Origin of the sequence: Halorubrum laminariae, assembly GCF_024494655.1 — an archaeon.
In the GTDB taxonomy this organism is placed as follows: Archaea; Halobacteriota; Halobacteria; order Halobacteriales; family Haloferacaceae; genus Halorubrum; species Halorubrum laminariae.
In genome coordinates this window covers 86,441-98,594 of sequence record NZ_JANHDL010000007.1, presented here as the reverse complement: position 1 = coordinate 98,594, position 12,154 = coordinate 86,441, and the positions used below count along the sequence as shown (strand labels likewise).

Here is a 12,154-nt window from a genome sequence, read left to right as displayed (position 1 = left end):
CGTCCTTCCCGCTTCCGGGACCGTGACGGCACGGCCACCTCGACTCTTTTAACCATTCTCGGGGCGACGGACCGAGCATGAGCGACGAACGCATCGCCATCCTCGCCCACGAGAAGTTCCCCGACCGAGCGAAGACCGCCCTCGGCGTGATGCGCTACGGCGACCAGAACGTGTGTGCCGTCCTCGACCGCGACCGCGCCGGCGACCGCGTCCGTGATCACGTTCCTGATATCGACGACGCGCCGATTGTTGAGTCGTTCGTGGACGCGCTCGCGGCAGCGGACGGCGAGATCGACGCGTTGTACATCGGGATCGCGCCCATCGGCGGCGGCTTCGACGAGTCGTGGCGCGACGACGTCGAAGCCGCGATCGAGGCGGGCTGTGACGTGGTGAGCGGCCTCCACTACTTCCTCAATGAGGACCCGGAACTCGTCTCGCTAGCCGACGAACACGGCGTCCACCTCGTCGATGTCCGCGAGCCCGACGACGACCTCACGGTCGCAACCGGGGCCTCGGGCGATGTCGACGCGGACGTGGTACTGACCGTGGGAACGGATTGCTCGGTCGGGAAGATGACGGCCTCACTGGAGATCGTCGCGGCCGCCCGCGAGCGAGGGATCGACGCGGCGTTCGTCCCGACCGGCCAGACCGGCATCATGATCGCCGGGTGGGGGAACCCGATCGACCGGGTCGTCTCCGACTTCACCGCCGGCGCGGTCGAGGACATGCTCGTCGCGGTCGGCGACGACCACGACCTGCTCGTGGTTGAGGGCCAGGGAAGCATCATTCACCCCGCCTACTCAGCGGTCACCTGCGGGATCGTTCACGGCTCGATGGCCGACGGCCTCGTGCTCTGTCACGCCGCCGGCCGCGAGGCAATCCACGGGTACGAATCGTTCGACCTCCGACCCGTCTCCGAGTACGTCGACCTGTACGAGGGACTCGCCGACCCGATCAACGAGACGGCGGTCATCGCCGGCGCGCTCAACACGAAGAACGTCGAGAGCGACAAGGCGGCCGCCGACGCGGTCGCGTCGTTCGCGGCCGAGGTCGGGGGGCCGGCGGCGGATCCCGTCCGCGACGGCGCAGACGCGATCGTCGACGGCATCGTCGACGCGGGGCTCGGCGGCGAATGACCCTAGAGGCCGAGTTCGAACGGGTGTCGATGCCGCTTTCGGACCCCTTCACGATCTCTCGGGGGACCCAGACCGACGCGGAGAACGTGATCGTCCGCGTCACGGACGAGGGAGGGATGACGGGCGTCGGCGGGGCAGCGCCGTCGGCGCACTACGGCGAGACAGCCGCGACGGTAGAGGCGATCCTTCCGGATCTGCTCGCCGCCGTTGAGTCGGTCGGCGACCCGCACGCGCTCCACGAGATCGAATCCCGGATGGCGGGCGTCGTGAACGGCAATCCGGCCGCCCGCTGTGCCGTCTCGATCGCGGTCCACGACCTCGCCGCGAAGCGGCTCGGCGTCCCGCTGTACCGGCTGTGGGGACTCGATCCGTCGAGGATGCCGGCCACGTCGTTCACCGTCGGACTTGACACGACCGAACGCGTCCGAGAGAAGGCCGCAGACGCTGCAGACGCCGGATATCCGGTACTCAAACTCAAGCTCGGCACGGACCGGGACCGCGACCTCGTCGACGCGGTCCGCGAGGCCGCCCCGGACGTGCGTCTCCGCGTCGACGCGAACGAGGCGTGGACGCCCCGCGAGGCCGTCGAAAAGACCGCGTGGCTCGCCGACCGCGACGTGGAGTTCGTCGAGCAGCCGGTGTCCGCCGACGACCCCGAGGGGCTCCGGTTCGTCTACGAGCGCTCGGCGCTCCCGATCGCCGCCGACGAATCGTGCGTGAGTCTCGCCGACATCCCCGCGATCGCCGACCGATGTGACATCGCGAACCTGAAGCTGATGAAGACCGGCGGACTGCTGGAGGCGCGGCGGCTGATCGCCGCCGCGCGGGCACACGGACTGGAGGTGATGCTGGGCTGTATGATCGAGTCGAACGCGTCGATCGCGGCGGCCGCACAGCTCGCACCACTGCTCGACTACGCTGACCTCGACGGCTCGCTGCTTCTCGCCGACGATCCCTACGACGGAGTCGAGATGCCCGACGGCGAGATACGGCTCGTAGATCAGGATCGCGCGGGGACCGGGGCTCGGCCGGTCGGCGGTAACTAAAATAGAGCGCGAGTCGTCAGACGTGAATCGGTGGCGATCGGGGCAGCAAACGTCGAATGTTAGTTCCGCTGCTCGTCGGCGTCAGCCTCCGAGTCTTCCAGTTCGACGTCGAGTTCCGCGTCGACCTCTGTGCTCGCGTCGCCGTCGTCGGCGACGGCGGTGTCGTCTACCTCCGACTCCAGATCGTCGGCGTCGATCTCGCTTTCGATGTCTGACAGTTCGGCGTCGATCTCCTCGTCGGTGCTGTCGGACGCTCCGTCGCCCGCTCCGTCGCTTTTGCCGAGTTCGCCTTTGAGCGTCTCCAGTTCGGCGTCGACCTCGCTGTTCGTCGAGAGGCTCTCAAGCTCTCGGTCGATGCTGTCCTTGTCGGAGAGCGCGTCCTCGAAGGCACCGGAGTCTTCGAGCTCGTCCATCGCCTCCGCGCGCGCCTCCATCTCTTCGGTTCGCTCTTCGGCGCGCTCGATGGACCGGCTCACGTCTTCCATCTCGTCGCCGACACCCGTCATGGCCTCCGAGACGCGTGAGGATGCCTCCGCGGCCTCGTAGCGGGCCTTCATCGTCTCCTTCTTCGTCCGGAACTCCTCGATGCGATTCTGGAGCTTGTTCTTCTTCTCGACGAGCTGTTCTTGGGTGTCGTTCAAGTCCGCGATCTGCCCTTCCAGCTCCTCGATCTGGCTCATCTTCGATTTCTTCTTTTCGAGGGCCTTGCGCGCGAGGTCGTCGCGGTCCTGCTGGACGGCCTCGCGCGCCTGTCGGTTGTGCTTCTCGACGTTCTCCTCCAGCTTGCGCTGTTGAATCTCCAAGCGCTTCTTCTGGGTCGTGAGGTCGGCGATCCCCTGTTTCACGTCTTGGAGTTCGTCGCGCATCTGTTCGTACGAGTAATCGAGCGACTCCGTCGGGTCCTCCGCTCGGTTGAGGAGGGCGTTCACCTTCGAGCGGATGACGTAAGAGGCGCGAGAGAGGATACCCATACCGGTCATACACGCTCCATCCGTTAAAACCTCATGTGGTTCGGTCGCAGACGCGGCTCAGACGCCGGTCGCGCCGAGCGGATCGCGGCCGGACCCGTTCTCGGACCACTCCTCGATGTTCGACTCCTCGCCGTCGTACCGCCCCAAGGTCTCGCGGGTGTCGAACGCCACCGGCTCCCAGACGACCTCGAACTGCTCGTTGCCGGTCGCGTTCGGAACCGGCACCCGATCACCCGGCTGGACCACGCCGTCGCCCGGCCACCTGCCGAACTGAACGTTCCCGTCCGGATCCTCGCCGCGGACGTACAGCTCCTGTGCGGGAACCGGATCGGGACCGCCGGCGACGATGACGAGTTCGCCTCCGTCTTGTTCCGCCTCGAACTCGGCGTCCGGGGGGGCGACGCCGTCGATGAGGCCGATCATCGCGGCACCGACGAGCGCCAGAAGCACCACGACGATGCCGACGAGCAGCCCCGAACCGGCGAGCGGCGTGAACCCTCGATCGTCGTGTCGGAGCACGCGCATTCGGCCGTACCTCCGACGTGCACCGTATAATCAGTTACCCGCCAGTTATCACGTGAGATAGCCGGGGATCGGAACGGCGTTATGCTGTCCGCCCCAATGAGCCGCCGTGACCTCGTGGATCGACGATCCGACCGGCGGACGCGCTCGCGGACCGAGCGGAATCGCTCGCGCGTGGGTCGCGACGCTCGTCCGTCCCCGACAACTGTTCTCGAACGGCGTGAGTCCCGGCGATCAGGCTCCCGCGTTGACGTTCGCGGTCACCGTCGCCGCCGCGTACACGCTGGGCTGGATCCTCGCGGAGCCGTCGGCAGTTCCCGGCGTCGTCGATTCGGTTGCGGTCTCCGCGCTCGTCGTGCTGCTCCTCGTCGTCGCGCTCGCGGCACCGGTCGGACTCCATCTGACTGCGGCCGTCGCGACGCTGTCCGTGGTGATCGCCAGCGTCGCGTACGACGACGGATGGGTCCTCCGTGATCGAGCCGGTGTGAGCCAGACGGTACAGGTGGTCGCGTACGCGAGTTCCCCGATGGCGCTCGCCGGGCCGCCAGTTCCGGCGCTTCGCGTCGTCTGCGGCGCGTACGCCGTGGTACTGTTCGTGTTCGGGATCCGGACCGTCCACCGGCTCACGCTCCCCCGAGCGGTCGTCGCGGGACTCCCGCCGGCCGTTCTCGGGTACGGCGTCGGATATCGGGTCATCGCGGCGGTCCGAGCCGTGCTCGGATGAAGACGACGCGGCCGAGCTATCCGTGTGTGTCACACGGTCTGTCACGGCCACTCTGCGAGGGCCGATCCCAGCGGGTTTCGGCCGTGTGCTCTCACACGGGTTTCGACAACCGTTTTAGGCCCGAGACTCTCGGTGTACTCAAATGGGATCCTGTATCATCTGTGGCGTCGCCGTCGACGGTGGCGGTCGTATCTGCGATTCACACCAAGAAGACGTCGCCTTCGACTTCCGAGGAAACTCCCCCGACCAACTCGTTCCGAGCAGATTCTACCGCGGCGTCGTCGACGGCTACGCCGAGTTCGGCGTCTTCGTCGACCTCGCGCCCGGCGTGACCGGACTCCTCCACCGGTCAGAGCTCGACCGACGACTCGACAGCCTCGACTGGGAACCCGGCGACGACGTGTTCGTCCAAGTGAAGGGCGTCCGCGACAACGGGAACATCGACCTCGGGTGGTCGATCCGGCAGGCCGACCGCGAGTTCCGCGGCATCCTCGTACAGGACGGCGACACGGAACACCTCCCGGAAGCGGTCGATGACGGCGATGACGAGGACGAGGCAGACGCAGACGCCGACACCGCCGATCGAGACGAGTCGGCCGGCTCTGCGACGGAGGTCGAATCGAACGACTCAGGGGCTAACGACGTAGACGCCAGCGAACCGGAGACGAGTGAATTCGAGCCCGCCGATGTCGCCGACGCGGAACAGGACGGCGACGCCGCAGACGACACCGGCGGCGAGGCAGAGTCCGACGCGGTCGCCTCTGCGGACGACGACGAAATCGACGACCGCGACCCCGCGATCGAAGCGGCGGAAGGCGACGATATCGGCAGCCCCGACGACGACCACGAACGGGTCGAGATCGGCACGCTCTCCGACGCCATCGGCGAATCGGTTCGGATCGACGGCGAGGTCGTCGGCGTCCGGCAGACCGGCGGTCCAACGGTGTTCGAGATCGGCGACGAAACCGGCGTCGTCGACGTGGCCGCGTTCGTCGAGCCCGGCGTCCGCGCGCATCCGAACGTCGAGGTCGGCGATGCGGTACGGATCGACGGCGGCGTCGAGAGCCACCGCGGCGACGTGCAGGTCGAATCGGAGGCGCTCGTCCTGCTTGACGGCGAGGAGGCCGAGGCGGTCCGTCGTCGACTCGCCGAGGCGCTCACCGCCGAGGCGCGTCCCGAGGGGCTACAGCCGCTCGCGGGCGACGAAGCGGTCGCGCAGCTCGCAGACGGGCTGCTCGATGCCGCCGAGGCGGTCCGTCGCGCCGTCCTCGAATCGCGTCCGATCGTCGTGCGTCACCCCGCCACCGCCGACGGCTACGTCGCCGGCGCGGCCGTCGAGCGCGCCGTCCTCCCGCTGATCCGCGACGAGCATGCGAAAAGTGACGCCGAGTATCACTACTTCACTCGGCGACCGCTCGAAGATCCGGTGTACGACATGGACGCGGCGACGAACGACGCGACCAGAATGTTACAGGACCGCGACCGTCACGACGAGAAGCTCCCGCTGTTCCTGCTCGTCGGAACCGGCTCGACGGTGGAGTCCGCTGACGGGATCGAACTGCTCTCCGTCTACGGCGTCGACGCGGTTGTCGTCGACGCTGAGGTCGCGGATGCCGAGACGCGAGAGGCGGTCGACACGCTCGTGTCGCCCGAAATCGACGGCGTCGACGCCGACCTCTCGACCGGCGCGCTCGTCGCATCGCTGGCCTCCGCGGTCAACGACGAGGTCCGCTCCGACCTCCGGCACCTCCCCGCCGTGAGCTACTGGGACGAGACGCCCGACCGCTACGTCGACCTCGCCCGCTCCGCCGGCTACGACGCCGAGCGCGTCGCGGAGCTTCGCGAGGCGGTCGCGCTTGAGGCGTACTACCAGTCGTACCAAGACAAACGCGAACTCGTCACCGATCTGCTGTTCGACGACAGCGGGAACCTAGCCGCACACGTCTCAGAGCAGTTCCGCGAGAAGCTGGAGACGGAGGTCGGCACCGCGAGCGAGAACGTCGTCACCGAAGCTGTCGACGGCGTCGAGTTCGCGCTGCTCGACACCGACGGCTACACGCACCGCTACGACTTCCCGCCGACGCCGCTGCTTCTCGACGACCTCCACCGCCGGAACGCGAACGGCGAGGCGTACGCGACCGTCGGCATCGGCACCGACGAGCTGTACCTGCGGACCACCGCGGACGTGTCGATCCGCGACGTGGCCGCGCGCGCGGCGGAGATCGCGCCCGCCGCCGACGTCACCACTGCCGGCCTCCGTGAGGGCAAAATCGAGTTCCTCTCGGGCGAGCGCGACGCCGTCGAGGACGCGATCGTCGCCGCGGTCGCAGACGCGTTCTGAGCGCTCGGATCGCAGGAATTCACCGTCGCGTGAACGGTCCCGGCGGGAGGATGAGGTCGTCGAGTTCGTCGAGGTGTTTGACGTTGAACACGACTCGGAGCTCGTCGCTCACCGGATAGCCGTTACAGGAGAGTCGGAACCCGCGATCGGCGAGATCGTCAGGCATGATGTGGTTCGCGGGCTGTGAAATCTCGCCCTCGACGAGGTAGACGGCGCAGTTGGCACAGGCCCCGCCTCGACACGAAAATGGCCACCCGAACCCGCGGTTTTCAGCCCCTTCGAGCAGGCTCTCGTCCGGCTGGACGAGCAGTCGTCCGTGCTCTGACTCGTCGAGGTCCGCGTGCGACGCCTTCCGGAACAGGTCGCCGTCGTCGAGCGACCAGCCGTAGTCGTCGAGCACCTCGTAATCGAGGAACTCCACGCGGACCGGCTCCACCTCGGCGTCACCGTCCTCGTCGGTCAGGTCGATGTCGGCGACGTCCGTGTCGTCATCGTCTGTTGCGCGCTCGTCGCCGTTCTCGTCTCTGTCGTCGAGTTCGCGGTACGCGCGTCTGACGAGCTGGAACTCTTCGAGGGTCCCCCCCTGATCGGGGTGAGCCTGCTTGATGCGCTCCCGGTAGGCCCGTTCGATCGTCGCCTCGTCGGCGTCCTCGTCGACTTTCAACACGTCGAACGGCGAGACCATTCGATGGCTTCCCTAGTCGACTGACGCACATAAACGCCTCACAATCGGCAGTCGGAGCGGTCGATATTTCACCGGCCACCACGAGTGTCGGGCATGGGAAACGCGGACTTGCGCGACCTCGCTGCCATTCGCGACGTGACCTTTGCGGACATCGATGGGAGCGTCGTCGCCGTCGACGCGCACAACTGGCTGTACCGCTACCTCACGACGACGGTCAAGTGGACGGCAGACGAGGTGTACACGACCGATGATGGCATGGAAGTGGCGAACCTGATCGGGATCGTTCAGGGGCTTCCGAAGTTCTTCGAACACGACCTGATACCGGTATTGGTGTTCGACGGGGACGTGACGGATCTGAAGGCGGACGAGGTGGCAGACCGGCGGGCGAAACGCGAGGCGGCCGAGGAGCGGCGAGCGGCGGCGGCGGAGCGCGGCGACGCCGTCGAGGCCGCGCGGCTCGAAGCGCGCACGCAGCGGCTCACGGAGACCATCCACGAGACCACCCGCGACCTGCTGCGGCTGCTCGACGTGCCGACCGTCGAGGCCCCGGCCGAGGGGGAAGCCCAGTGCGCGCACATGGCCGCGACCGGCGCGGTCGACCACGCCGGCAGCGAGGATTACGATACCCTGTTGTTCGGCGCGCCCACGACCCTCCGACAGCTGACGAGCAAAGGTAACCCGGAGCTGATGGATTTGGTGGCGACGCTCGACGAACTCGGACTCGACCGGCAGGGACTGATCGACGCGGCCATGCTGTGCGGGACCGACTTCAACGAGGGAATCCACGGGATCGGCCCGAAGACGGCGGTGACGGCGGTGAGAGAACACGGAGACCTGTGGGGAGTTCTCGCCGACCGCGACGCCGATATTCCGAACGCCGAAGCGATCCGCGACCTGTTTATGGACCCGCCAGCGATCGATGTCGATATTGACACGTCGGTGAACCCGGACGTGGAGGCCGCCCGTGCGTACGTCGTCGACGAGTGGGGCGTCGCGGCCGACGAGGTGGAACGCGGTTTCGAACGGATCGCGGAATCGCAAGTCCAGACCGGCCTCGATCGCTGGACGTGACGGCGAGGGAAGAAGCGCCGAGCGGCGAGTGGAGAATCGGATCGCTCGCGCGGCCGACGAGATGACTCAGTGCGACCGGGAACCGGAACATACCTTTTATTTCCTCGTCGTCTGAACTGGTGACCACACGTGTCGTGGACCAGCGCTCGACGGCAACGCTCGTCGGCAGACAGTCGAATGAGTCGGCTCGACCGCGGCGGCGTGGCGACCCCGATCACAGCAGCCCGAGCGCGCCGCGACGACCCCCCTTACCAATGAGCTTCGAAGTTCCCGACGAGTTACGGTACCTGGAATCGCACGAGTGGACCACGGCGGACGGCGGCACCGTTCGGATCGGTGTCTCCGACTTCGCGCAGGACGAACTCGGCGACGTGGTCTTCGTCGAGCTTCCCGATGTCGGCGACACCGTCACCGCCGGCGAGGCGTTTGGCGTGGTCGAGTCGATCAAGGCCGTCTCCGACCTGTACGCCCCCGTCTCGGGTGAAGTCGTCGCGGTCAACGAGGAACTGTTCGACCGCCCCGAACTCGTCAACGACGACCCGTACGGAGACGGCTGGCTGCTCGAAGTCGACCTCGACGGCGAATCCGACGAACTGCTCGACGCGGACGCGTACCGCGACCAGATCGCCTGAAACGATGATGAGAGCGCAACACCGATGACACTGCAATCCCGCGACGGACGGACGGAGCCCGGACGCGTGACCGACGGCGACGCCACCGGCGGCGGCACCACCGCCCTCGGAGTGAGTCAATGAGCCGAGCCGACGGCAGCCCGTACGCACCGCATACCGACGCCGAGACCGCGAAGATGCTCTCTGCGATCGGCGTCGACGACGAGGAGGCGCTGTTCGACATCCCTGACTCGGTCGCGTTTGACGGCGAGTTTGGCATCGACTCCCGGAGTGAACGCGAGATCCGCGCGGAGTGCGCCCGACTGTTCGACCGCAACGACGACCTCACGGAGTTCCTCGGTCGCGGCCACTACGGCCACTACGTGCCGAGCGTCGTCGATCACCTCTCGGACCGCGCCGAGTTCCTCACGAGCTACACGCAGTACCAGCCGGAGATATCACAGGGGTTCCTCCAAGCGCTGTTCGAGTACCAGTCGATCCTCGTCGAACTCACGGGGCTCGACGTGGCGAACTGCTCGATGTACGACGCGGCGACCGCGCTCGGCGAGGCAGCGACGCTCGCGGACCGGGTCCGATCGACATCAGGAGATGTCGTGCTCGTCCCGGCCCAGTTGCGCGAGGGAAAGCAAGCGGTGCTGGAGAACTACTGTGCCGGCGCGGAGTTGACCGTCGAATCGTACCCGATGGACGACGGGAACGCCGATGTCGACGCGCTGGCGGAGCGGGCGGACTCGGACGTGGTCATGGTGTACGCCGAGAATCCGACGGTCCGCGGCTGTGTCGAGGAGCGACTCGCGGCGATCGGCGAGGTCGCAGACGACGCCGATGCACTGTTCGCGCTCGGCTCAGACGTGGTCTCGCTCGCAGTGCTGCAAGAGCCGGCGAGCGTCGGGGCCGACGTGGTCGTCGGGGAGGCCGGCGCGCTCGGGCTCCCGACCGCGTACGGAATGGGACTCGGTATCTTCGCCTGCAGCGACGACTTCATCCGGCAGGTCCCCGGACGACTCGTGGGCGCGAGCGAGGAACGCGCGCCGCCGGAGGGGGCGCGAGACAGAGGCGGCGACGCCGCCGAATCGGGCGGCGACCGCGCGTTCACGCTCACGCTCCAGACCCGCGAACAGCACATCCGCAAGGAGCGTGCGACCTCGAACATCTGCACGAACCAGGCGTGGGTCGCGCTGCGCGCGGCGATCCACGCGGCGACGCTCGGGCCGAACGGACTCGTCGACCTCGCGAACGACTGCATCCGCGAGGCGGCCGCCCTCGCCGACGCGATCGACGACCTCACAGGCGCGGCCGCACCCGTCCACAACCGCCATCATGTCCGCGAGTTCGCGGTGCGCGTCGACCAGCCCGCGGCGGCCGTCGCCGAGGATCTGGAAGCGGAAGGGTTCGCCGTCCACGTGATAGGCGAACATCTGCTGCAGGTGTGTGTGACGGACCTGAACGCGGCGCGGGCGGACGACCTCGTCACCACCCTTGGGGAGGTGATCTGAGTGATCCACGATCAGGCGCGATACACGCGAGAGGACGAGAACGTACACGAACCGCTGCTCTCGGAGAAAACGGAGGAAACCGTCGACGTGCGCGCGGAGTCGCCGCTTCCGGACGACCTGACGCGCGACTCTCTCACACTGCCCGCGCCCTCCGAGCCGGAGATCGCCCGCCACTACACCCGGCTCTCACAGATGACCTGGTCGATCGACTCGGGGCCGTATCCGCTCGGGAGCTGCACGATGAAGTACAACCCGAAGTTCACCGAAGACGTGGCCGCCGATCCGAACGCCGCCGTCCACCCGGACCGGTCGGGGCGGTCGATACAGGGGACGCTCGGACTCCAGTACCGCCTGCAGGAGTTCCTCGCCGACATCGGCGGGATGGACGCGGTCACGCTCCAGCCGCCGGCGGGCGCGGCCGGCGAACTCACCGGCATCCTCGTCGCGAAGGCGTACCACGAACACCACGGCAACGACCGCTCTGAGGTCGTCGTCCCGGCGTCGGCACACGGCACGAACTTCGCGACCGCCGCCACGGCGGGGTACGACGTGGTCGAGTTACCCTCTGGCGAGGACGGTCGCGTCGACGTCGAGGCCTTGGAGGCGGCCGTGGGTGACGACACCGCCGCACTCATGCTCACGAACCCGAACACGGTTGGGCTCTTCGAGCGCAACATCACCGATATTGCCGAGATCGTCCACGACGCCGGCGGCCTGCTCTACTACGACGGCGCGAACCTCAACGCGCTACTCGGCCGCGGCCGCCCCGGCGACATGGGATTTGACGTGATGCACTACAACGTCCACAAGACGTTCGCGACGCCGCACGGCGGCGGCGGCCCCGGCGCGGGACCCGTCGGCGTCGTCGACGAACTGGCCGAGTTCCTCCCCACGCCTCGCGTCCGGAAGACCGAGGGCGAGGGAGGCTACGAGCGGTTCGAGCCCGACCACACGATCGGGAAGGTCCACGGGTTCGCGGGCAACTGGCTCGTTCTGATCAAGGCGTACGCGTACATCGCTCGCCTCGGTGACGAGGGGCTCGCGGACGCGGCCGCGAAGGCCGTGCTCAACGCGAACTACCTCGCCGAGCGGATCGATATCGACGTGCCGTACGGGCCGTTCCACCACGAGTTCGCGGCGACCGCGGGCGACCGCGACGCCGCAGACGTGGCCAAGCGAATGCTGGATTTCGGCGTCCACCCGCCGACGACGAAGTGGCCGGAGATGGTGCCGGAGGCCATGCTGACAGAGCCGACGGAGATCGAGGGGAAATCGTCGCTTGACGACCTCGCAGAGGCGTTCAACCTCGCGTACGCCGACACCGACGAGGCGCTCGAAACGTCGCCGAACCGCACCGCTGCGAGTCGGATCGACCAAGTCGGTGCCGCGCGGACCCCGCGGCTCTCCTGGCAGGCGCTCGACGACGAGTAGTCGAGCGTCGAGGAGCGGTGGAGCGCCCCGTGCTACGTTGGTGCGCGTCGAGCGTCCGGCGCGCGGATCGGAACCACTACGGCGAGCGGTGCCCACCCC

The 12,154-nt window shown here is 67.6% G+C and carries 11 protein-coding genes; 8 read left to right on the top strand and 3 right to left on the bottom strand.

Features of this window, described 5'->3' with window-relative positions; genetic code table 11:
• Positions 1-77 precede the first annotated feature (77 nt).
• Both NO887_RS12810 and NO887_RS12805 read left to right on the top strand, forming a co-directional pair.
• Positions 78-1,136, top strand: a complete 1,059-nt coding sequence (locus NO887_RS12810) for an N-acetyltransferase DgcN family protein (protein ID WP_256418677.1) — start codon at positions 78-80, stop codon at positions 1,134-1,136.
• Complete coding sequence (locus NO887_RS12805; protein ID WP_256418676.1) at positions 1,133-2,182, top strand: dipeptide epimerase; 1,050 nt, start codon at positions 1,133-1,135, stop codon at positions 2,180-2,182. The genes NO887_RS12810 and NO887_RS12805 overlap by 4 nt, the downstream gene beginning before the upstream one ends.
• 59 nt (positions 2,183-2,241) lie before the next feature.
• On the opposite strand, the gene NO887_RS12800 is transcribed toward NO887_RS12805, so the two are convergent.
• Positions 2,242-3,153: a PspA/IM30 family protein gene (locus NO887_RS12800; protein ID WP_256418675.1), complete on the bottom strand. Its 912-nt coding sequence runs from the start codon at positions 3,151-3,153 to the stop codon at positions 2,242-2,244.
• A 57-nt stretch (positions 3,154-3,210) separates the two neighbouring features.
• Positions 3,211-3,678, bottom strand: a complete 468-nt coding sequence (locus tag NO887_RS12795; RefSeq protein WP_256418674.1) for a type IV pilin — start codon at positions 3,676-3,678, stop codon at positions 3,211-3,213.
• A gap of 106 nt (positions 3,679-3,784) precedes the next feature.
• Between NO887_RS12795 and NO887_RS12790 the strand changes: the two genes are divergently transcribed.
• Positions 3,785-4,399 carry a YIP1 family protein gene (locus tag NO887_RS12790; RefSeq protein ID WP_256418673.1) on the top strand — a complete coding sequence of 205 codons (615 nt, stop codon included), beginning with the start codon at positions 3,785-3,787 and terminating at the stop codon, positions 4,397-4,399.
• 142 nt (positions 4,400-4,541) lie between these two features.
• Positions 4,542-6,740, top strand: a complete 2,199-nt coding sequence (locus tag NO887_RS12785; RefSeq protein WP_256418672.1) for a DHH family phosphoesterase — start codon at positions 4,542-4,544, stop codon at positions 6,738-6,740.
• A 19-nt stretch (positions 6,741-6,759) separates the two neighbouring features.
• Here NO887_RS12785 and fer read toward each other — a convergent pair whose 3' ends face one another.
• Positions 6,760-7,425 carry a ferredoxin Fer gene (gene fer, locus NO887_RS12780; RefSeq protein WP_256418671.1) on the bottom strand — a complete coding sequence of 222 codons (666 nt, stop codon included), beginning with the start codon at positions 7,423-7,425 and terminating at the stop codon, positions 6,760-6,762.
• 93 nt (positions 7,426-7,518) lie between these two features.
• Here fer and fen point away from each other — a divergent pair, with 93 nt between their 5' ends.
• From fen to gcvPB, 4 genes are all read left to right on the top strand, one after another.
• Positions 7,519-8,496, top strand: coding sequence for a flap endonuclease-1 (gene fen / locus NO887_RS12775; RefSeq protein ID WP_256418670.1), 978 nt, complete (start codon positions 7,519-7,521; stop codon positions 8,494-8,496).
• A gap of 254 nt (positions 8,497-8,750) precedes the next feature.
• A complete protein-coding gene (gene gcvH, locus NO887_RS12770; protein ID WP_256418669.1) occupies positions 8,751-9,128 on the top strand; it encodes a glycine cleavage system protein GcvH in 378 nt (125 codons plus the stop codon).
• Positions 9,129-9,247: 119 nt separating this feature from the next.
• A complete protein-coding gene (gcvPA, locus tag NO887_RS12765; protein WP_256418668.1) occupies positions 9,248-10,624 on the top strand; it encodes an aminomethyl-transferring glycine dehydrogenase subunit GcvPA in 1,377 nt (458 codons plus the stop codon).
• Positions 10,625-12,055 (top strand): aminomethyl-transferring glycine dehydrogenase subunit GcvPB, encoded by a 1,431-nt coding sequence (gene gcvPB, locus NO887_RS12760; RefSeq protein ID WP_256418667.1) that lies wholly within the window; start codon positions 10,625-10,627, stop codon positions 12,053-12,055.
• The last annotated feature ends 99 nt before the right edge of the window (positions 12,056-12,154 follow it).

What these genes read in the sequence shown, in the direction of transcription:
- NO887_RS12810 (WP_256418677.1), top strand. Translation starts at nt 78, where the DNA reads ATGAGCGACGAACGCATCGCCATCCTCGCCCACGAGAAGTTCCCCGAC.
- NO887_RS12805 (WP_256418676.1), top strand. Translation starts at nt 1,133, where the DNA reads ATGACCCTAGAGGCCGAGTTCGAACGGGTGTCGATGCCGCTTTCGGAC.
- NO887_RS12800 (WP_256418675.1), bottom strand. Translation starts at nt 3,153, where the DNA reads ATGGGTATCCTCTCTCGCGCCTCTTACGTCATCCGCTCGAAGGTGAAC.
- NO887_RS12795 (WP_256418674.1), bottom strand. Translation starts at nt 3,678, where the DNA reads ATGCGCGTGCTCCGACACGACGATCGAGGGTTCACGCCGCTCGCCGGT.
- NO887_RS12785 (WP_256418672.1), top strand. Translation starts at nt 4,542, where the DNA reads ATGGGATCCTGTATCATCTGTGGCGTCGCCGTCGACGGTGGCGGTCGT.
- fer (WP_256418671.1), bottom strand. Translation starts at nt 7,425, where the DNA reads ATGGTCTCGCCGTTCGACGTGTTGAAAGTCGACGAGGACGCCGACGAG.
- fen (WP_256418670.1), top strand. Translation starts at nt 7,519, where the DNA reads ATGGGAAACGCGGACTTGCGCGACCTCGCTGCCATTCGCGACGTGACC.
- gcvH (WP_256418669.1), top strand. Translation starts at nt 8,751, where the DNA reads ATGAGCTTCGAAGTTCCCGACGAGTTACGGTACCTGGAATCGCACGAG.
- gcvPA (WP_256418668.1), top strand. Translation starts at nt 9,248, where the DNA reads ATGAGCCGAGCCGACGGCAGCCCGTACGCACCGCATACCGACGCCGAG.